This is a genomic window from Pantoea sp. Taur (genome assembly GCF_009830025.1).
Classification (GTDB): Bacteria; Pseudomonadota; Gammaproteobacteria; order Enterobacterales; family Enterobacteriaceae; genus Pantoea; species Pantoea communis.
Genome location: NZ_SZZZ01000001.1, coordinates 38,224 through 58,636 on the forward strand (window position 1 = coordinate 38,224; position 20,413 = coordinate 58,636).

Annotated in this window: 17 protein-coding genes; 12 read left to right on the top strand and 5 right to left on the bottom strand. The window is 53.2% G+C overall.

Going from position 1 to position 20,413, the window contains the following annotated elements; all coding sequences use genetic code 11:
- Window positions 1-9: 9 nt before the first annotated feature.
- Genes FD744_RS00180 through FD744_RS00195 form a run of 4 tightly spaced genes read right to left on the bottom strand, consistent with a single transcriptional unit; the run spans window position 10 to window position 3,260 of the window.
- Window positions 10-981: an autoinducer 2 ABC transporter substrate-binding protein gene (locus FD744_RS00180; RefSeq protein ID WP_160866824.1), complete on the bottom strand. Its 972-nt coding sequence runs from the start codon at window positions 979-981 to the stop codon at window positions 10-12.
- 17 nt (window positions 982-998) lie between these two features.
- On the bottom strand, window positions 999-1,766 hold the full coding sequence (locus tag FD744_RS00185; protein ID WP_160866825.1) for an ATP-binding cassette domain-containing protein: 768 nt from the start codon (window positions 1,764-1,766) through the stop codon (window positions 999-1,001).
- On the bottom strand, window positions 1,759-2,415 hold the full coding sequence (locus FD744_RS00190; RefSeq protein WP_160866826.1) for a TenA family protein: 657 nt from the start codon (window positions 2,413-2,415) through the stop codon (window positions 1,759-1,761). Before FD744_RS00190 ends, FD744_RS00185 begins: the two co-directional genes overlap by 8 nt.
- Window positions 2,415-3,260, bottom strand: a complete 846-nt coding sequence (locus tag FD744_RS00195; protein WP_160866827.1) for a BtpA/SgcQ family protein — start codon at window positions 3,258-3,260, stop codon at window positions 2,415-2,417. The genes FD744_RS00190 and FD744_RS00195 overlap by 1 nt, the downstream gene beginning before the upstream one ends.
- A 27-nt stretch (window positions 3,261-3,287) precedes the next feature.
- Here FD744_RS00195 and FD744_RS00200 point away from each other — a divergent pair, with 27 nt between their 5' ends.
- On the top strand, window positions 3,288-4,154 hold the full coding sequence (locus tag FD744_RS00200) for a PfkB family carbohydrate kinase (RefSeq protein ID WP_160866828.1): 867 nt from the start codon (window positions 3,288-3,290) through the stop codon (window positions 4,152-4,154).
- Between the two features lie 35 nt (window positions 4,155-4,189).
- On the opposite strand, the gene FD744_RS00205 is transcribed toward FD744_RS00200, so the two are convergent.
- The gene (locus tag FD744_RS00205) at window positions 4,190-5,140 is read right to left on the bottom strand and encodes a substrate-binding domain-containing protein (RefSeq protein WP_160866829.1); all 951 of its coding nucleotides are present in this window, start codon (window positions 5,138-5,140) and stop codon (window positions 4,190-4,192) included.
- Between the two features lie 353 nt (window positions 5,141-5,493).
- Here FD744_RS00205 and FD744_RS00210 point away from each other — a divergent pair, with 353 nt between their 5' ends.
- The 11 genes from FD744_RS00210 to glgX all read left to right on the top strand — a co-directional run bounded on the left by FD744_RS00210 (window position 5,494) and on the right by glgX (window position 20,385).
- Window positions 5,494-6,519 carry a LacI family DNA-binding transcriptional regulator gene (locus FD744_RS00210; protein ID WP_160866830.1) on the top strand — a complete coding sequence of 342 codons (1,026 nt, stop codon included), beginning with the start codon at window positions 5,494-5,496 and terminating at the stop codon, window positions 6,517-6,519.
- A 359-nt stretch (window positions 6,520-6,878) separates the two neighbouring features.
- Complete coding sequence (locus tag FD744_RS00215) at window positions 6,879-7,622, top strand: ATP-binding cassette domain-containing protein (RefSeq protein ID WP_160867175.1); 744 nt, start codon at window positions 6,879-6,881, stop codon at window positions 7,620-7,622.
- Between the two features lie 18 nt (window positions 7,623-7,640).
- Window positions 7,641-8,642 carry an ABC transporter permease gene (locus FD744_RS00220; protein WP_160866831.1) on the top strand — a complete coding sequence of 334 codons (1,002 nt, stop codon included), beginning with the start codon at window positions 7,641-7,643 and terminating at the stop codon, window positions 8,640-8,642.
- A gap of 3 nt (window positions 8,643-8,645) precedes the next feature.
- Window positions 8,646-9,725: a phosphotriesterase gene (locus FD744_RS00225; RefSeq protein WP_160866832.1), complete on the top strand. Its 1,080-nt coding sequence runs from the start codon at window positions 8,646-8,648 to the stop codon at window positions 9,723-9,725.
- A 13-nt stretch (window positions 9,726-9,738) separates the two neighbouring features.
- A complete protein-coding gene (locus FD744_RS00230) occupies window positions 9,739-10,494 on the top strand; it encodes a glutamine amidotransferase (protein WP_160866833.1) in 756 nt (251 codons plus the stop codon).
- Between the two features lies 1 nt (window position 10,495).
- Entirely contained in the window at window positions 10,496-11,608 is a 1,113-nt protein-coding gene (locus tag FD744_RS00235; protein WP_160866834.1) for a M20 family metallopeptidase, read from the top strand.
- Between the two features lie 123 nt (window positions 11,609-11,731).
- Window positions 11,732-11,974, top strand: coding sequence for a hypothetical protein (locus FD744_RS00240; protein ID WP_160866835.1), 243 nt, complete (start codon window positions 11,732-11,734; stop codon window positions 11,972-11,974).
- Between the two features lie 334 nt (window positions 11,975-12,308).
- A complete protein-coding gene (gene proP / locus FD744_RS00245) occupies window positions 12,309-13,748 on the top strand; it encodes a glycine betaine/L-proline transporter ProP (RefSeq protein ID WP_160866836.1) in 1,440 nt (479 codons plus the stop codon).
- A gap of 243 nt (window positions 13,749-13,991) precedes the next feature.
- Complete coding sequence (treZ, locus tag FD744_RS00250; protein ID WP_160866837.1) at window positions 13,992-15,776, top strand: malto-oligosyltrehalose trehalohydrolase; 1,785 nt, start codon at window positions 13,992-13,994, stop codon at window positions 15,774-15,776.
- Window positions 15,773-18,268, top strand: a complete 2,496-nt coding sequence (gene treY, locus FD744_RS00255; RefSeq protein WP_160866838.1) for a malto-oligosyltrehalose synthase — start codon at window positions 15,773-15,775, stop codon at window positions 18,266-18,268. The genes treZ and treY overlap by 4 nt, the downstream gene beginning before the upstream one ends.
- 41 nt (window positions 18,269-18,309) lie before the next feature.
- Window positions 18,310-20,385 (top strand): glycogen debranching protein GlgX, encoded by a 2,076-nt coding sequence (glgX, locus tag FD744_RS00260; protein WP_160866839.1) that lies wholly within the window; start codon window positions 18,310-18,312, stop codon window positions 20,383-20,385.
- Window positions 20,386-20,413 lie beyond the last annotated feature (28 nt).

Genomic DNA, 20,413 nt, shown 5'->3' on the forward strand with positions numbered 1-20,413 from the left:
GTGTCCCCGTCAAAAATTGAACTGATCGACGTTCTCTTTGGTAAACACGGCCGGACTGCCTAGCAGCAGTACCCCCGTTTTACTGTCAAACTTTACCGGTTCCGCAAAGCTGGGCACTTTGTTCTCTGCCGCAAACGCTTTGCCATCGATCAACTGCTTACCTGCCCACACCGTCAGATAACCGAGTTTTTCTGGATCCCAAAGTACGGTGTAGCCAAACGCCCCGCTCTTCAGATAGGCCCGCGCAGTGTTCGGGCTGCAGAATCCACTGCCGATCACTTTGCCGTTTTTACCGGCGCTTTCGATGGCTTGCGCCACTCCAGGACAGGTCGTGGAAGCCATGGCGATCACCCCTTTGATATCTGGATTCGCTGACATCAAATCGGTGGTGATTTGTGCCGCACGACTGGCAGAGCCGCCGGCATACTGCGGTTTAAGCAGCGTGATGTGGGGATATTTGTTCTTCACGCGTTGCTGCATGTACCCGATCCAGCTATTAAGGTTGGATGCAGTGGCTTCCCCGGAGACGATGCCGATTTTTCCTTTATCTCCCACTCGCTTCACCATCTCATCAATGATGCTGTCACCCAGTCCTTCATCGGTAGCCTGCGCGACGTAAACCGGACGTCCGCTATCAGGTGCGTCGCTATCGCTGGTGAAAAGATGCACATTGCTGGATTTCGCTTGCGCCATTACCGGCGCAATACTGGAAGCATCCAGCACGCTGATACCAATGGCGTTAACTTTCTGTGCAATCAGGTTTTGCACAATTTGCAGTTGATCCATTGGGTTGGTGTCTACCGGCCCGCTGTAGACAAACTCGACGCCCAACTCTTTTGCCGCACGCTTACCGCCCGCTTCCATGGCCTGGAAATAGGGAATGCCGATGATTTGCGGCACAAAGGCGACTTTTTCCGCCGCCAGTGCACAACCCGAGACCAGCAGTGACAGAGAACAAACAGCCGTAGCAATTCGACGCATGATAATTTCCCCTGGTGTTAGGTGTTTTCAAAGACGCGCGCATCAGGATGCGCGCCAGTAATGAGTGAAACGATTTCGTCAGGCGTGGTGTCGACATGGCGGCGTTCGGCAATTTTCCGACCACGACGAAACACCACCATGCGATCCGCCACGGCAAACACATCGCTGATGTTGTGGCTGATCAGCACCACCGCGCAGCCGCGTTCTGCCAGACGACGCGTGAGTTGCAGCACCTTCTGCGTTTCGGCCACCGCCAACGCCGCGGTGGGCTCATCCATGATCACTAACTGTGCGTTGAGATTAAGCGCACGGCAGATCGCCACCGCCTGGCGCTGACCGCCCGACAAGCTACCTACCGCTGCGTCGGCATCGGAGATGTGTGCATCCAGATCTTTCAATAGCTGATCGACCTGTTCCCGCATCGCGCGGCGTTTCAGGAAAGGGATACCCAGTACCCGGCGCTTGAGTTCGCGTCCGAGAAACACGTTCTCAGCAATCGACAGGTTCTCCGCCAGTGCCAGCTCCTGATAAATGGTGGCGATGCCGTGTTCCGCAGCCTGACGAGGCGAGGTGAATTTCACCGCTTTACCCTCGATCCACAGTTCACCCTCGCTGGCGCTATAGGCCCCCGACAGCACCTTGGTGAAGGTGGATTTCCCCGCACCGTTATCACCGAGCAGCGCCAGCACTTCGCCGCGATGGATCGATAAATTGACCTGGCTTAGCGCAGTTAATGCACCAAATCGCTTACAGATATTGCGCGCTTCAATGAAGCAGCTATTCATCTTCGCCCTCCTGATAGGCCGCAGTGTGGAAGTCGATTTCCCATTGCAGCACAGTGCCGTAAAGCGTGGAGAGCCGCTGTTTCTCCTCGATGCTGAGGATTGATGCACACGCATCCAGCTCGGCTTTGAGCCACAACGCCTGTTGATGAAACTCCTCTTCGGCGTGCATATCGACCCAGCGACGGACGTCGGCATCCTGCTGACTTTGCTCGCTGACGCGTTTGCACCAGTGGTAGTACATCCACTCGGCGCCAAACATCAGCGTAATGATCTCGGCATAGCTGCCCTGCTGCGCCACTTGCAACATGCCATCACGAAACGTGGTGACGCCCGGTAAGTCATCGGGATAATCCTCGGGGTGGATATCGCGCCTGGCCAGCACCGTTTCGAACCAGGCAATCTGGGTGTCTACCAACGCGTTGAGTACGCCAATCAACCAGCGCTGTTGCCGAATATCGGGCGCTTTACTGACAGCCAACGCAAAGATGGCAATCGCGGTGGCGACAAAGTTGCCTTCAAACACCAGATAGCGGTTGAATACGCTGTCGGGCAGTTGATCCTGTTCGATATCCCGCACAAATCGATGCTGCTGCATCTCTTGCCACACCTGCTGATGCTGTTCGAGAAGTTGATCGGTAAAACTGAGCATCACGCCTCCTCCAGCGCGGCCTGCGCCACGGACATAAAGTGTTTTACCCGCGCTAACTCCACCTCGTTCCACCACACGCCATCCACTTTCATGGTGCTGGCAACAATCACGCCTTGCGTACGCCCTAATATCTGGCAGACGTTAGCCGGGGTAACGCCCGAGCCCACCAGCAGCGGCAATTCAGTAGCAGCACGGATTTCATCAATTTCACTCAGCGTGGCGCTGTCGCCGGTGCGCTGTCCGGTGGCGATCACCGCATCGGCTTCAAAAAAGTCGACATCTCGCGTCAGTTCCTGGATGGAACGGTCGGCCACAATGGCATGGCTGCCGTGTTTGACATGGCTGTCAGCGAAGACACGAATGTGGTCGGCACGTAGTTGATTGCGATAGCGCAGCGCTTTGGCCGCCGCACCTTCAATAAAGCCTTCGTTAGCGATGTAGGCATTCGCCCACTGGTTAACACGCACAAAACTCGCGCCCCCCGCCAATGCTGTTGCAATTGCGGGAATAGCGGCATTGGCTAATACGTTAATGCCAAGCGGTGCGCCAAAGCGTTCGCGAATTTTTTCTGTGATAACCGCAAGGAATGCTGCTGTTTCCGGACCAATATCTTCAGGTTTCGCAAAAGGAATATCGCCATGATTTTCAACGATCAATCCATGTACGCCCCCTGAAAGGTAGTTTTCCGCGTCACGCAGGGCGCGATCGATAATATCTCTCACAGGTTTACCGCGATATTTCGGCGCACCGGGAAAGGCATCACAATGAATAACACCAATCACCGCTTTCTTACGTGAAAAAATATCTTGTATCGCGTTACTTTTTTCTGCTGATATAGAAGCCATCTCTTTCACCTTATTAACGAGAAACCTATGCGTGTCTATGTTGCAGGTAATATTGTGGTTGATGAAACCTGGTCCATTCATGAATTGCCACAAAAAGGCGTATCCATTCATGGCGTAAAATCATCGCAAGATATCGGCGGAAAAGGCGCTAATCAGGCGATTGTCATTTCCCGCTGCGGTATCGATACACAATTAATAGCCGCCACCGGTAACGATATTAACGGCCAGTGGATTCGCGATTGCATGCAAAGCGAAAAATTAACGTTAAATCCTCAAAATAGTATTTCTGAACATAGTGACGCCTCAATCATTTTTACCAGTCACGACGGCGACAATGCGATTATTACCACCATGGCAGCAGCCGAAGCGCTAACGCTGGATATTATCCTGGCGCATTTAGCGGATGCCTCAGCCGGCGATATTCTGTTGCAGCAAGGTAATTTCTCCGTTGATAAGACCCGTGCCCTCTTTAGCTGGGCAAAAAATCATGGGCTCATCACCGTATTTAATCCTTCCCCCGCCAACCCAGACTTTGCCGATTTGTGGCCGCTGGTCGATATTGCCGTGGTCAATCAACATGAAGCCGAACTGCTGCAGCCTGTTGGTATCCCCACTCTGGTTATTACTCAGGGCGCCGCAGGTGCTGAACTGATCACCGATGCCCAACACCATTTTTGCCCGGCAACACCGATTCAGGTCGTAGATAGCACCGGAGCAGGCGATACGTTCCTGGCGGTGCTACTTGCTTCGGCCTTACTGCGCGGTGTCGCGCCCGATGCCCTCGCGCTGCAGCATGCCAGCGCGGCGGCCGCCATTACCGTGAGCCGTACCGGAACACTGAAAGCCTTTCCAACTGAGTGTGAACTCAGAGCACTGCTGGCCGTGGGTCTTTAACGGTGGCCTTCCGGCCACCTCTCGCAACAACGCACTTATTTAAACAGCGGACGGTAAGTATCCACGTTCGCTTTGGTTACCACGGTGGCAGGCACCAGAATCGTTTTATTGACAGCTTTTCCTTCATTGATGGCGTTAAGTGCTTTCAGCGCCTCTTCGCCCATCTTTTTCGGATCCTGTTGCAGCACCGCCGTCACATAGCCGCCGTCAATCCCGCTGATGGCTTTCGCGGTCAGATCCCAACCAAACACCTTGATATCTTTCTGGCGTCCCTGGTTTTCCACCGCCGCAATGGCACCAAGCAGTGCCGGTTCGCCGGTGGCGTAAATCGCGGTGAGGTCTGGATTACCGGTGATCAGGTTTTCCGCCGCTGTCATCGCGTTATCCTGAATGTTCTGACCATCTACCACATCAGCAACAGTAATTTTGCTGTTACTTTTAATGGTGTCTTCAAACCCTTTCTGACGCTGGTTTTGAATCGCTGAGTTCAATGCACCAACAATGCCTAAGCGCGCCTTACCCCCCATCTCTTTTGCCACGTAATCGACAAAATATTTACCGAGGATTTTACCGCCTTCAAGGTTATCCACCCCAACCTGCGACGCTTGCGGGCCTGCTGGTAATACAGCATCAATCGCAATCACCGGGATTTTCGCTGCGGCTGCTTCTTTAATCGCCGGCATAATGCCGTTAACATCGATGGCATCGACTAAGATGCCTTTCACGCCTTGTTGAATATAGTTTTCAATGGCATCGTTTTGTGCCACAGGATTATCGTTTGCGTTATAAATCACCAGATCTTTACCACTGGCTTTAGCCGCTTCCTGAGCCCCCTGGTTCATCAGATTAAAAAACAGAGCCTGTTGGTTAATTTGTACTAACGCATAAGTGGGCGCGGCATGGGCTAATGTAAAAAGCGAACCTGATGAAAGTAATGCTGTGGCCAGAACCATTGAACGCAGTTTTCCGGTGAAAGATGACATCATGTTTTCCTCGTCGGGAATAAATAATAATCAGCGTTTCACAGCGCTTTCGCGCTGAGAGGTTATGTTGGCTGGCAAATATCGATGAAATAAAACAGAACACAGGCCTGACGCTGTGTTTTTGATGCCACCCGGTTCAACTATTTCGGTATCCCATCCGCTGGGAGTACGGGGTGAAATAGTGTGAATCAGGTTGGGAAGTTATTCCCGGTACTGCGGTAAACGGTTTATACAATTCTCCCAGTCGATTTTTTTGTCAAGTGTTTATTTATCCATCCACGCAAAAAGGAAAGCACTGTATCAGTCACGCTTAACTGTGTTACAGATAAGCCACCTGGGGATTGAGAGCGGAATTCATGAGTACAAAACGCGTATTGTTATCGGATGTCGCGAAACTGGCGGGACTGTCAAAAGCCACGGTATCCCGCTACATGAACCAAAGTATTGTGCTGCCTCAGGAGACCATTGATCGCATCGAAAGCGCGATTCACACCCTTGATTATCGTGGCAATAGCCTGGCACGTCGTCTGAGTAAAGGTGGGAGTGAAACCCTGGGATTGGTATTGCCGGATATCACCAACCCATTCTTTGCTGAACTGGCTGATGCGGCTGAAGAGGCAGCATCGGCGCGAGGCTATAGTCTGGTGCTTTGTATCACGCGTAATAATCCGGAAAAGGAGGCGCAGTTTATCCGCTGGCTGGATACGCGTCAGGTTGATGGCCTGCTGTTCACCACTAACCGTCCCGATAACGGCGTACTACGGCAGGAAATTCAGCGCCAGCGCCATGTGGTGTTACTGGATGAAGATATTCCCGGCAGTACGGTGCCCAAAGTGTTTGCCGACAATGTGCAAGGTGGACGTATGGCAACGGAACAATTGATTGCTGCCGGACACACCCAGATCGCTTTCATCGGCGGGCCAGAACAACTGATGAGCGTACGCGAGCGCTATCAGGGTTTTTGCTCCGCGATGCAACAGTCCGGGTTAGCCATTCCTCCTGAATGGGTGATGTATGGCAACTATGCGCGCGAATTTGGCCAGCAGGCGCTCAAACAACTTTTCAGCTGTGCACAACGCCCCACTGCCGTGTTTGCCGCCAGTGATTATCTGGTGCTGGGATTGCTAGATGGTCTACGCGCCAGCGGCTTGCAGGCTCCCGCCGCCCTCTCCCTGGTGGGCTTTGACGATGCCAATTACACCGACCTGACACATCCACGGATCTCCACAATCCGCCAACCTGCTCGCGAATTGGGACATACGGCGGTGAATATTATGCTGCGCCTGCTCAATGATGAAACCGGCATCCCGAACGAAACCCGTTTGCCCGTGGAATGGATTGGGCGTGATTCTATTGGATTTGTTAACGGCGTCCCAAAATGATGCAAAAGCGCACAATAATGGCGCAAAAAGTGAGCTGATTTTTTTAATCGCGTTATAGTGAGTAAACCGGTTTACTTGATGTTCACGAAACTCGTGATGATTTACAACAAGTTAGCCGAAAGTGAAGTGCCTGCAACGCAGGCTGGCATGGATGCTGCAATGTCATCACTGGCGAGTAAATATCATTGTAGCGTTTGCTCTGTTGGTTAAAACAAAAGACTTATCTGGTAGGTAAACCGGTTTACTAGATTGTAGATCGTGCCGGATATGCACTTTTCCCAACAGGGCAAACATTTCCCACAAGTGTTGATGGGAGTTGTCCAATGCAGCAATTACAAGCTCTTCCGGCCCGGGTTGAAATGGTTAATATCACCAAAACCTACGGTTCGATTCGCTCTTTGCGCGGGGTAAATCTTCAGCTTGCGCCAGGGGAAGTACTCGGTTTGGTTGGCGATAACGGTGCCGGCAAATCGACGCTCACCAAAGTGTTGTCCGGTGCCGTAATCCCCACCAGCGGCACCATTCGCATCGACGGTGAACAACAGCACTTCAGTAACCCTGCCGATTCACGCCGCTGTCATATTGAGATGGTCTATCAGGATCTATCCCTGTGCGACACGGTTGATGTGGCGGGGAATTTATTCATGGGCCGCGAGCCGATGAAATCCGTGCTCGGTATTCCCTTTCTCGATCAAACCAAAATGCATGCAGAAGCACGCGAAATGCTGAAAGGCCTTGGGATTTCCATTCCCGATACGCGCCTGCTGGTACGCAATCTTTCAGGCGGGCAGCGGCAGGCTATTGCTATTGCCCGCGCGGCGGCGTTCGAACCCAAAGTGCTGATCATGGATGAACCTACCGCCGCTCTCGCTGTAGCTGAAGTGGAGGCGGTGCTGGAACTGATACGTCGTGTTTCAGCGCGCGGGGTGAGCGTGATCCTGATTACCCACCGTTTACAGGATCTGTTCCTGGTGTGTGACCGCATTATGGTGATGTACGAAGGCACCAACGTGGCCGATCGCCGCGTGGCGGATACCAGCCTCAGCGACATCGTTAACCTGATCGTGGGTGAAAAATTCACTGCGCATTCAGCAGCACATTGAGGAAACAGGATGAGTATCATGAATCTAAGCAGTTCACGCATGATCCAACACTCGCTGCCCCGCCGCCTGCTGCATAACCACTCAGGCGTGGTGAGCATTGCGCTGTTTTTTATCTTTTGCTGCGTGGTGTTTTCGCTGATCACCAGTAACTTTCTCACCAGCACTAACTGGCTAAATATCATTCGGCAAAGCGCCCCGCTGCTGATAGTCGCAACGGCAATGACGTTGGTGATCACCACTGGCGGTATTGATTTGTCTGTAGGGTCGACACTGGCGCTGGTCGGCGCGCTTTCTGCCATTGCACTCAACAATTGGGGACTACCGTGGCCTGTGGTGTTGATCGGTGGACTGCTATTGGGCGGTTTGGTCGGAGCCATCAACGGCTTCTTTATCGCGTTTGAAGGGATACCCGCTTTTATTGTCACACTAGCCACGCTGGCCGTGGTGCGCGGTATTGCGCTGCTGGTTACCCAGGGGTATTCGATTCCGGTTCCCGCCGACAGCCTGTTCACCTTTATGGGCCGCGCCTGGGTGCTGGGCATTCCCATGCCTGCGCTAATCGGCATTGTGATTCTGTTGGCCGGGCACGTCTTGCTGAATCACATGCGTTTTGGTCGCTATGTTACGGCCATCGGAGCCAACGCAGAAGGCGCGCGCCGTAGCGGCATTAATACCAAAGCGGTAACCATGAAGGTGTATATCCTCAGCGGTATGGCGGCCGCGCTGGCAGGCATGATTATCACGGCGCGTCTCGGCAGCGGATCGTCCAATCAGGGTGAGGGATTTGAACTGCAGGTGATTGCGGCGGTAGTCCTTGGCAGCACCAGTTTATTTGGCGGATTTGGCACTATCATTGGCACGCTGTTGGGCGCATTGTCGATTGCCATTATCCAGAATGGGCTGATCTTGTCGCATATCTCGCCGTTTTATACGCAGATCGCGACCGGCACCATCATCTTACTGGCGATTTGGCTCAATACTCGCATCCTCAACCCTGCTCGTTCACCCGCAAAAGGATAGCCAATGAAAGGATCAATTTTTCGTCATGCAGATCCCCTTCCTGTGGGCATACGCAGCGGCCAGGTGATGACGGTGCTCGGTCCGATGCCAGTGGCAAAAATGGGCGTCACCTTAATGCATGAGCACATATTGCTGGATGCTTCTGGCAAATGGGTGCCTCCCTGCTGTTGCAGCGATCGTCACATTGCCGAAATGCCAGTGAAGATGGAGAACCTCGGCGAACTGTCGATGAATCCGTTGATGAGCCGCGATAATTGCCAGTTGTTCGATACTGACACCGCCATCGAAGAATTAATGAAGTACCGCGCACTGGGCGGTGAAACGGTGGTGGATCCTACCAATATCGGTATTGGACGTGATCCCAAAGGATTACAGCGAATTGCGCGCTTAACGGGTTTAAACATCGTGATGGGCACTGGACTTTATCTGGAGCCTTCACATCCCGAATGGGTCAAAAGCATCAGCGTTGAGCAGCTGACTGACAAGCTCATCTATGACCTCGGTGGAGCAGATGAAAAACCTGACGTCATTGCCGGTTTGATCGGCGAAATCGGTATTTCCAGTCGCTTCACCCCCGATGAAGAGAAGTCACTGCGTGCTGCCGGTCGCGCCAGCGCAGCAACCGGCGTCCCCATCCAGGTGCACTTACCTGGCTGGGAGCGGCTCGGTCATAAGGTGCTGGATATTCTTGAGCAGGAAGGGGCTGATTTGCGTCATACCGTGCTGTGCCATATGAACCCCAGCTTTGCGGACAAACCCTACCAGCGAGAACTGGCTAAACGCGGCGTTTTTCTGGAGTACGACATGATTGGCATGAGTTATTACTACGCCGACGAATCTGCCCAATCGCCATCCGATGAAGAGAACGCACGCGCCATCTGCGAACTGATAGAGGACGGCTATATCCAGCAGATTTTGATGTCGCAGGATGTGTTCCTGAAAACCATGCTGACGCGTTACGGTGGCCACGGTTATGGCTACATTCTCAAACATTTCGTCCCGCGCCTGAAACGTCATGGCGTTAGCGGTGAACAACTTGAAACCTTAATGATTGGTAATCCGCAGCGAGTATTTGGCGGATAAACGGAGACGCGTTATGCAGAAGAACGTTTTGCTGGTTGGAGAATCCTGGACCAGTACCTCGACCCATGTGAAAGGCTTTGATCAGTTCGCCACCGCCACCTGGCATAGCGGCGCCGTCGATTTTATGGCGGCATTACAAGATAGCGATTATGCCATTACACATATGCCTGCCCACGCGGCGGCCACTGAGTTTCCTCTGGAGCTTGAAGCCTTACAGCAGTGGGATGCGATCATCCTCTCTGATATTGGCGCCAATACTTTGCTTTTGCATCCGGATACGTGGCTGAAAAGCCGTCGTACGCCCAATCGTCTTAAGCTAATCCACGATTATGTAGCAGCAGGTGGGGCTCTGATGATGATTGGCGGCTATTACAGTTTCCAGGGCATCAATGGCGGTGCTCGTTACCGTAATACGCTGGTGGAAAAAGTGCTGCCGGTGCGCTGCCTCGCCTGGGATGACCGTATTGAAACGCCGGAGGGCAGCTACGCCGAGGTGACAACGTCACACAAAGTGCTGGCGGATATTCCAGGCGATTGGCCCTGGTTGCTGGGATATAACGAGGTGGAGATGCAGCCTGAAGGCACACTGATCGCCACCGTTGCGGGTACGGCTCATCCTTTGCTGGCAGTCCGAGAGTATCAAAATGGCCGTTCTCTGGTTTGGACCAGCGATATGTCCGCCCATTGGTTACCAGAAGCGTTTTCCCAATGGAAAGGGTATCGCCAACTGTGGCTGAACTGCCTCGATTGGCTGACGGAGCGCCCTTGATATGCCACCAAAGTCGCTTGAACTCGCCCAGCAACTGCTGGGCTTTAACACCATCAATCCGCCTGGCAATGAAGCCGACTGCATGCATTTCCTGGCAGACTGGCTCGCGGAGCAAGGTTTTGACATCGCGCTCACGCAATTTGGTTCGGACCGGCTCAACCTGATTGCCAGTATAGCGGGAACCTCCGCAGGAAAACCGCTCGCGTTTACCGGTCATCTCGACACCGTCCCGCTGGGCAATCAGCCATGGCAATTCGACCCTTTTGGTCGCGATATCGACGGCGATCGCCTGTATGGCCGTGGCGCCAGCGATATGAAAGCAGCGGTAGCCGCTTTCGCCATCGCCTGCGTGCAGCACAAAGCGGCGATTCAAGCGGGCCGCGGCGTGGTGTTGATGATTACGGGTGGGGAAGAAACCGGCTGTGATGGTGCGCGGGCATTGATAGAAGCGGGCAACTTGCCTGAAATCGGCGCATTGATTGTTGGGGAGCCCACGGCTAACTATCCGGTCATTGGCCATAAAGGTGCACTGTGGCTGCGCTGTGAAACTCACGGTAAAACGGCACACGGCGCAATGCCAGAACTGGGTATCAATGCCATTTATCTGGCCGCAGATGCGCTGGGGAAAATTCGCCACTTTTCTCCCGGCGCACCGCATCCATTAATGAAGCAGCCTACGTTGAATGTTGGGCGTATTGAGGGCGGGCTCAATATCAATTCCGTTCCGGATCGCACCGCTTTTGATGTCGACATTCGCAGTGCACCGAATTTGCAACACGCTACAGTACGACAGCAGTTGGCTTCTCTCTTGGGTGAGGCTGTCACGATCACCACCCTGGTCGATCTGCCGGCGGTGTTGAGTTCTGAAGAAAACCAATGGGTACAATCCGTTTACCGCCATTGCCAACCGCTGTTTGATCGGCCACTTGATGCCAAAGTCGTGCCTTACTTTACGGATGCGTCGCTATTGCTGCCCGCACTCGGCAATCCGCCGTGTATGATTCTCGGTCCAGGTGAACCCACGATGGCACATCAAACCGATGAATATTGTCTGCTGAGTCGGTTGGCTGACGCTGAAAATCTTTATGAGAAGCTAATTAAAGATTGGATGTGATTAAACGCGATGACAATGTTTCTGTAAAATGAGTGATGGCTTAGCCAGGCGGCGTGCACGGATACATTTTATGTCTATTCGGCACTATAATAGGGGCCACGCAGGTTGAACCGGGAAAGTGCTATGCCAGAATTCATTTTTTATCGCAAAGAACAAATCGTTGCGACACTGGAACGCTCTGATGTTGAAAGCGCTGTCTTACTCATTTCACAAGGCTATAAAAAGTTAGATGAAGAGGTCGAAGCAGCGACGCCAGAAGCGGCGTTAAAGCGGTTAGCGGATGTCCAAAATCAAGACAATATTACTCATCATGCTTTCGTTACAGGGTCAGTATTTACCTCCATCGTGAATGCGCTGTTCAAATGATTTTCCTTCACCCGCCTTGTGCCGCTGAATCTTATGCAGCGTGAATGAATGTAGCATAATTAACTCATTAGCATAGTGTCACCGCATAATATAGTGCTGAATAAAACCCACCCCCTCCACCACGACACAATCAATTATTTCACCTTGAGGGCACTTTGACAGAATATACCTTCATCGCTACGCTTTAATGCAAGGAAATATGTCACAAACTTGCACATCTTAAAGAGTTTACCTAAGGTGTCCGCCTTTCAGCCTCTTATAGCTTTCATTTCCATAGGTGAATTGTTCGGCTGCGAAAGCTATAAGATCGCTCTAATTTTACTCATGGAGGTTTATGAGCGCCGGAACGATTTCTAAACAATCTGACTTAACCGTTGATGATATTACGGTCATCGATAAAAAATTATTAAAACGCGCTGTGAGTGCTGCTGCGTTAGGCAACACCATGGAATGGTTTGATTTTGGCGTATATAGCTATCTCGCCGTGATTATCGGCCAGGTCTTTTTTCCTGGTGCCAGTAACACTGCGCAGTTAATCGCCTCTTTTGGCACCTTTGCCGCTGCGTTTTTAGTTCGCCCAATCGGGGGAATGGTATTTGGGCCGTTAGGTGATCGCTTTGGGCGGCAGAAAGTGCTCGCCTTCACCATGATCATGATGTCGATTGGCACCTTCTGCATCGGCCTGATTCCCAGTTATGCCAGTATTGGCATTGCCGCCCCGATCCTGTTGCTGGTGGCACGTCTGGTGCAGGGTTTCTCCACCGGCGGCGAATACGGTGGCGCAGCGACCTTTATCGCGGAATACTCCACCGATAAGCGCCGTGGCTTTATGGGCAGCTTCCTGGAATTCGGCACACTGGCGGGTTATCTGCTCGGTGCCAGTCTGGTCACCGGCATGATTGCACTATTACCGCATCAAGCCATGATGGATTGGGGCTGGCGTATTCCCTTTTTCCTGGCCGCACCTCTGGGATTATTTGGTCTCTATATTCGCCTGAAACTGGAAGAGACGCCGGCATTTAAAGAGCACATGGACAAGCGCGAAGAGCTTGAGCACAATAAGCCTCAACTGACCTTGCTGCAGATGCTGCGTGTACAGAGTAAACCGCTGTTGAAATGTATTGGCCTGGTGCTGTTATTTAACGTATCCAATTATATGTTGACTGCTTATATGCCTAGCTATTTAACCGGCGTATTGGGTATGAGTGAATTATCCGGGCTCATGTTAGTGATGGTTATTATGTTTATTATGATGCCATTGACGTTGATGTGGGGACATTTAACCGACCGTATGGGCCGTAAGCCGGTCATTGGCTTAGGGGCTCTGGGCTTAATATTGCTGGCTATTCCCAGCTATATGCTGATTGGTTCTGGCAATATGATGTTGGTATTTGCCGGTCTGGCGATATTAGGTTTATTGCATACCTGCTTTAGCGGCACCATGCCCGCCACATTACCGGCCCTGTTTGTCACCGATATTCGCTACAGTGCATTAGCGATTGGCTTTAACCTCTCCGTGTCACTGTTTGGCGGCACTACGCCGTTAATCACTGCATGGCTGGTGGATACCACGCACAATGCGATGATGCCCGCTTATTACATGATGGGCGCCGGGATTGTCGGCTTGATTACCGTGCTAACGTTGAGTGAAACCGCGCGTAAACCGCTGAAAGGCTCTTCACCTGCTGTCGCCACCAAAGCGGAGGCGCATAAGCTGATTGATAAATTACGTAAGCAACGCGGCCGCAAGGTCCAGCAACACAAACCAGCATAATCTTCGGGGCGACCATCAGGTCGCCTTTCTTCTATTCACCTCCCTGATTAGCGAAGCGTAAGGCGTCGATAATTTCCTAAACCCATCTGTTCGCGCCAGAAAAGCGCAAAATATCGACTATGATCTGTTCTCAGTCTTTTCGTGTCGTCCCACTGTATATCGTACTCAGCCAGCATCTTTAAACGGAACGTGTACCGCTTGATGTCGTCCATTGCCCTTGCGAGGGTTAAACGAGGCAATTGAATGGAATTCAGATCATTTAAGAAATCCTGGGGAGCTGAGATTCAGGCGGATGGCAGCGTGCTATTCCGCTTGTGGGCACCGGGTCAGCAACAGATTACCTTGCGTCTCGCCGATGGCGATCATCTTATGTCAGCCTCGGACGATGGCTGGTATCAACGGCAACTGGGCGGCATACAACCTGGTGCGACTTACAACTTTGTACTGGCGGATGGCACGGTGGTGCCCGATCCCGCCGCTCGCGCGCAACAATCCGGGGTCAATGGCCCTTCCGTGGTAGTCGATCCTCGTCATTATGCATGGCAGCACACGGATTGGCATGGACACGCCTGGCAAGAAACCGTGGTGTACGAACTGCATATCGGTACCTTTACCTCCGAAGGCACTTTCCAGGCCGCGATTACCCGCTTGCCCTATTTAAAAGCACTTGGCATTACCATGATTGAGGTGTTGCCGGTGTCGCAGTTTGGGGGCAATCGCGGTTGGGGTTACGATGGCGTGCTGTTGTATGCGCCGCATTCTGCTTACGGCGCGCCGGATGATTTCAAAGCCTTTGTGGATGCTGCACATGGACACGGCCTGTCGGTGGTGCTCGATATTGTGCTCAATCACTTTGGTCCGGAAGGTAACTATCTGCCGCTGCTGGCCCCTGATTTCTTCCACAAAGAGCGCATGACACCCTGGGGCGCGGGCATCGCATATGATGTTGATGCCGCACGTCGTTACATCGTGGAAGCGCCACTCTACTGGTTGCAGGAGTACCATCTTGATGGCTTGCGCTTTGATGCCATCGATCAGATCGAAGATACCTCCAGCAAACATGCGTTGATTGAAATTGCTGAACGCATCCGCCGTGAGATCACGGATCGCCCTATCCATCTCACCACGGAAGATTCGCGCAATGTCACCTTCCTGCACCCGCGTGACAAACAGGGCCATGCGCCGCTGTTTACCGGCGAATGGAATGACGATTTCCACAACGCCATACATGTGTTTGCCACTGGTGAAACCCATGCCTACTACCAGGATTTCGCTGAAGTTCCTGAAAAGCTGATTGCACGCATTCTGACTGAAGGTTTTGCCTATCAGGGGGAAATCTCGCCTCAGAGTGGTCAACGGCGCGGCGTGCCCAGTGCGGCACAGCCTCCGATTGCCTTTGTTGATTTTATCCAGAACCACGATCAGGTCGGCAATCGTGCGCAGGGTGACCGCTTAATCACGCTGGCAGGCACCGACCGCACCAAAGTGCTGCTGGCCACGCTGTTACTGTCACCGCATATCCCGCTGCTGTTTATGGGCGAGGAGTATGGCGAAACCAACCCGTTCCTGTTCTTCACCGATTTTCATGGTGATTTGGCTAAAGCGGTACGTGAAGGACGCGCCCGCGAGTTTACCGGCCATGCGGGCCACGACGACAGTGTGCCCGATCCCAATGCGGAAGAGACGTTTAACCGCTCGAAACTCGACTGGAGCAAACTGGAAAGTGAGAAAGGCAAAGCCTGGCTGGCGTTCACTCAGCAATTGTTGGCATTGCGTCAGCGCCACATTGTGCCGCTGCTCGCCACGGCGGGCGGTCACAGTGGCAAAGTGCTGAAAACGGCCAAAGGTTTTATCGCGGTGAGTTGGCAGTTCCCGCAGGGCGAACTCTCATTGGCGCTGAATATCAGTAAGCAGGCCCAACCCTTACCCACCATGGCAGGCAAAACCCTTTTTGCCTGGCCGCAGGAGAACGATGTGTTGCCGCAACATGCCATAGTGGTACGTCTGGCACAGGGAGAAAAAGCATGACGATTCCTTCAGCGACCTACCGTCTTCAATTCCGCAACGGTATGACCTTCGATCGCGCCATCGCTTTGCTGCCTTATTTACAGCGGCTCGGTATCAGCCATCTTTACGCCTCACCTATCTTCACTGCCACCACGGACTCCACGCACGGCTACGATGTCACTGATGCCAATGAAATCGATCCTGCGCTGGGCGGACGTGACGGTTTTAACCGACTGTCGGCGGCATTACAGCAGGCCAGCCTCGGTTTAATTCTGGATATCGTGCCAAACCATATGGCGGCATCACTGGAAAATGCCTGGTGGCGCGATGTGATTGAGCATGGCGAAAACAGTCAGTATGCGCGCTATTTCGATATTGATTGGTCGCGTCGCCTGACGTTGCCATTCCTCGGCGATGATTTTGAACGCGTGCTGCAAAACGACGAATTGAGCATTAAGCCCCATCCGCAAACTGGCCATCCGGCGCTGGCTTACTACGACAGCTTCTATCCGCTAACGCCGGCCAGTTGGCAAGGTCGTGCCGATGAGGTGCTGGCCATTAACGATCGCGCAGCGATTGCCGAATTGCATCAACAGCAGCCCTGGCAGTTGATCAACTGGCGCGATGCGCGTAAAGACCTTTCCTACCGACGCTTCTTTGAAATCACCGGTCTGGTTGGCGTGCGTGTTGAAGATGAAGCGGTATTTAACGCCTCGCACGCGTTGATTCTGGATCTGGTGCACAGCGGTGCAGTCAGTGGTTTACGCGTTGATCACATTGATGGTCTGGCCGATCCGCAGGGTTATCTTCAGCGTTTGCGCAGAGCCGCAGGTGAGGATTGCTATATCACGGTGGAGAAGATTCTGGCGGAAGAGGAGCAGATCCCGCCTGAATGGCCGATCTCCGGCACCACCGGCTATGAGTTTATCGCCGCGCTTTCACATGCGTTGATCGACGATACCCAGATTGATGCGTTGCATCTGGCCTATGAAGCCGTCACCGAAGAGCGGAATGATGTCAGTGCTGGTCTGCGCGCCGCCCGTGAATTGATGGTTGACCGTAACTTCGCCGGTGAATTTTCACGTCTGCTGGCGATAGCGACCGGGGTGGCACATTTAGAACAGCGCAATTTTGGCGAAGCTGAGTTGCATGTCGCCCTGCGCGAGATGCTGATCGCCTTCCCGGTTTACCGCACCTATGGTCGCCCGGCGGGCATGCCATTGGCGGGTGAGGCACTTCTGCAACAGGTATTGGAAGCGGTGAAGTTCAGTGCGTTTCCCGCTGCACTCAGTTTCCTGCAGGCCATATTACTCGGTGCGGTCTCGGAACAAAGTGAACCGGATGCCGCTGATTTCCGCACGCGCTTCCAGCAGCTCACCGGCCCGTTGATGGCAAAATCCGTTGAGGACACACTGTTCTTTCGTAATCACGCCATCCTTGCCATCAACGAAGTCGGCGCGGAACCGCTGCCGCATCCCTTCTCTGTGGAACACTTCCACCAGCAGATGCAAACCCGGTTGCATCATCAACCCGACGCACTTTCGACGACGTCGACCCACGATACCAAACGTGGGGAAGATGCCCGTGCCCGACTCTATTCACTGAGCGAAGCACCCGCACTCTGGGCAGAGAACGTCACGCGCTGGCGGGAGCTGAATCAATCCAAAGTGCTCACCCTGAACGAAGGCCCGGCCCCCGAACCGGCGGTAGAATGGATGCTGTATCAGGCGCTGGCCGGTGCGTGGCCCACGACCTTACGACCAGATGACCACGACGGGTTGCGTACCCTTGAGGCACGTTTTTTACCGTTTGTGGAGAAAGCGCTGCGTGAAGCCAAGCTTCGTACTGACTGGGCGGATGGCGATGAAGCCTACGAACAGGCGGTGCTGGAATATGCAAAACATCTGCTTTCCGCAGAAAATCCAGCATTCCTGACGGACTTTGTCACAGCCATTCAACCTTTCGTTGATACCGGCCTGGTTAACAGCCTGTCACAGACCGTGATTAAGCTCACCGCACCAGGCGTCCCGGATATTTATCAGGGTAGTGAAGCGCTTGACTTCAGCCTCGTCGATCCCGATAACCGCCGTGAGCCCGATTACGCCGTGCTGGAGGCGCAACTTGTTGATCGCAGCCGTCCTGATTTCACTCAGCCCTCTGACTGGCGCAGTGGCAAACTCAAACAGCAGGTCATCGCATGCTTATTACACCTGCGCCTGGATAAGCCGCAGCTATTCCGTTTCGGCGATTATCAACCGTTGTACGCCACAGGCGCGCATCCAGAGCACCTGATTGCCTATGCGCGACAGGACAGTGAAAACAGCCTCATCGTTGTGGCGCCTCGTTTAATGCTGGAGGGCACTTCCTGGGCTGAAACGTCCATTCCCTTACCTGAGTCGCTGGCCCACCGGCACTATCGCAATCTGTTAAGTGGTGCAACCTTAACGCTTAACGAACAACTTTCTTTAGATAACTTACCGCCTTACGCGCCACTGGTGCTGATTGCCAGTTAATAACAAGCCTGTATTTCTGTTCATCGGATGGAGAGGAATGAATGTCTAACGCAAAGCCTTTAGAAATTATCGCGGGTTCGGGTCAAACGCTTGGCGCAAATTATGATGGCGAGGGCGTCAATTTTGCCCTGTTTTCAGCGTTCGCCGAGCGTGTGGAATTGTGTCTTTACGACGAGAGCGGTCAGCACGAAATCGCGCGTTTTGATCTGCCGGAAAATACCCATGAAGTCTGGCATGGCTTCATTCCCGGCCTGCAGCCCGGTGCACTTTACGGCTACCGGGTGCATGGTCCGTTTGAACCGGAAAACGGCCATCGATTCAACGCCAACAAACTGCTGCTCGACCCCTATGCTCGTGAGCTGCGCGGCGACATCCAGTGGAACGATGCGCATTTTGCTTATGACCTGCTGCATGAAGATAAAGACCTGACTTTCGATGAACGTGACAGCGCGCCCTTTACGCCAAAATGCCGGGTGATCGATCCCAACGAATTTGACTGGCAGGACCGTAACCGTCCCGTTATCCCGTGGTCACAGACCGTTATCTATGAGACACACGTTAAGGGCTTCAGCCAGTTGAACCCGGCAGTGCCCCCTGAAATGCGCGGCACTTACGATGGCATGAGCAACAAAGCCACCGTCGAGTACATTAAAAGCCTCGGTGTCACGTCGGTTGAGTTGCTACCGGTGCACTGGTTCCCGGACGATCAGCATTTGCTTGATAAAGGGCTGAAAAACTTCTGGGGCTATAACTCACTGGCGTTTTTTGCCCCGGCCTCACGCTACTTTGGCCCGCGTGGCATTCAGGGCTTTCGCGATATGGTCCGTGCCTTCCACGACGCCGGTATCGAAGTAATCCTCGATGTGGTTTACAACCATACGGCGGAAGGTAATGAACTGGGTCCGACGCTGTCGTTCAAAGGCATCGATAACTTCTCCTATTACCGCACCTTGCCGGATCAGCATCGCTACTACATCAACGATACCGGTACTGGCAACACCGTGAACACCTCGCATCCACGCGTGTTGCAGATGGTGATGGATTCACTGCGCTACTGGGCGGAATCGATGCATATCGACGGTTTTCGCTTCGATTTGGGCACTATTCTCGGGCGCGAACCAGAAGGTTTCGACCAGCGTGGCGGTTTCTTTGATGCCATGACGCAAGACCCAGTGCTGTCGAAATTAAAACTGATTGGCGAACCCTGGGATATTGGCCCCGGCGGCTATCAGGTCGGAGGCTTCCCGCCAGGCTGGGCTGAATGGAACGATAAATATCGCGACACGGTGCGTGAGTACTGGAAAGGCGACAACGTCTCTACCGACTTTGCTGCACGTCTGCTCGGCTCAGGCGATCTCTACGATCAACGCGGCCGTCGGCCCTGGGCCAGCATCAACTTCCTTACCGCACACGATGGCTTCACGCTCAACGATTTGGTGTCTTACAACGAGAAACATAACGACGCGAACGGTGAAGATAACAATGACGGTCATAACGATAATCGTTCGTACAATTACGGCGCGGAAGGCCCGACCGATGACGAAGGCATCAACGCGGTGCGTGAGCGGCAAAAGCGAAACTTCCTCGCGACGCTGCTGTTCTCACACGGCACGCCGATGCTGCTGGCGGGTGACGAGTTTGGCCGCAGTCAGATGGGCAACAACAACGGTTATTGTCAGGACAGTGAAATCTCCTGGCTGCATTGGGAAAACTTGCCGGAGTCCGCGGATGCCTTACGCGAATTCACCCGTCATTTACTGGCGTTAAGGGCGAAACAGCCGTTGCTGCGCCGTGAAAACTGGCGCGACGGTATGGACATAAAATGGTTTAACGCTGGCGGCGGCTTCCAGCAGGAAGACCAATGGGATGAGGGCAGCACGCTTGGCGTCTACATTGGCCGTCCGGATCTGCAAACCGAAGAAGGCATCTGGCACGATGTGTTGATGCTGTTCAATCCGTTTGAAGGCAACGTGCCCTTCCGCATCCCACAATTTGGCGAAGGCGGCTGGGTGCTGGAACTCACCACCTCCGATACCGCTAAAAAAGGGCTGGTGATTACCAAAGAGAAGGATTTTGAACTGGAAGGCCGCAGCATGGCGCTGTTTAGAAGGCCATAATTTTAAAGGGGAAACTGGAGTCCAGTTT

Coding starts and splice junctions, on each gene's coding strand:
- FD744_RS00180 (WP_160866824.1), bottom strand. CDS start 981: ATGCGTCGAATTGCTACGGCTGTTTGTTCTCTGTCACTGCTGGTCTCG.
- FD744_RS00185 (WP_160866825.1), bottom strand. CDS start 1,766: ATGAATAGCTGCTTCATTGAAGCGCGCAATATCTGTAAGCGATTTGGT.
- FD744_RS00190 (WP_160866826.1), bottom strand. CDS start 2,415: ATGCTCAGTTTTACCGATCAACTTCTCGAACAGCATCAGCAGGTGTGG.
- FD744_RS00195 (WP_160866827.1), bottom strand. CDS start 3,260: ATGGCTTCTATATCAGCAGAAAAAAGTAACGCGATACAAGATATTTTT.
- FD744_RS00200 (WP_160866828.1), top strand. CDS start 3,288: ATGCGTGTCTATGTTGCAGGTAATATTGTGGTTGATGAAACCTGGTCC.
- FD744_RS00205 (WP_160866829.1), bottom strand. CDS start 5,140: ATGATGTCATCTTTCACCGGAAAACTGCGTTCAATGGTTCTGGCCACA.
- FD744_RS00210 (WP_160866830.1), top strand. CDS start 5,494: ATGAGTACAAAACGCGTATTGTTATCGGATGTCGCGAAACTGGCGGGA.
- FD744_RS00215 (WP_160867175.1), top strand. CDS start 6,879: ATGGTTAATATCACCAAAACCTACGGTTCGATTCGCTCTTTGCGCGGG.
- FD744_RS00220 (WP_160866831.1), top strand. CDS start 7,641: ATGAATCTAAGCAGTTCACGCATGATCCAACACTCGCTGCCCCGCCGC.
- FD744_RS00225 (WP_160866832.1), top strand. CDS start 8,646: ATGAAAGGATCAATTTTTCGTCATGCAGATCCCCTTCCTGTGGGCATA.
- FD744_RS00230 (WP_160866833.1), top strand. CDS start 9,739: ATGCAGAAGAACGTTTTGCTGGTTGGAGAATCCTGGACCAGTACCTCG.
- FD744_RS00235 (WP_160866834.1), top strand. CDS start 10,496: ATGCCACCAAAGTCGCTTGAACTCGCCCAGCAACTGCTGGGCTTTAAC.
- FD744_RS00240 (WP_160866835.1), top strand. CDS start 11,732: ATGCCAGAATTCATTTTTTATCGCAAAGAACAAATCGTTGCGACACTG.
- proP (WP_160866836.1), top strand. CDS start 12,309: ATGAGCGCCGGAACGATTTCTAAACAATCTGACTTAACCGTTGATGAT.
- treZ (WP_160866837.1), top strand. CDS start 13,992: ATGGAATTCAGATCATTTAAGAAATCCTGGGGAGCTGAGATTCAGGCG.
- treY (WP_160866838.1), top strand. CDS start 15,773: ATGACGATTCCTTCAGCGACCTACCGTCTTCAATTCCGCAACGGTATG.
- glgX (WP_160866839.1), top strand. CDS start 18,310: ATGTCTAACGCAAAGCCTTTAGAAATTATCGCGGGTTCGGGTCAAACG.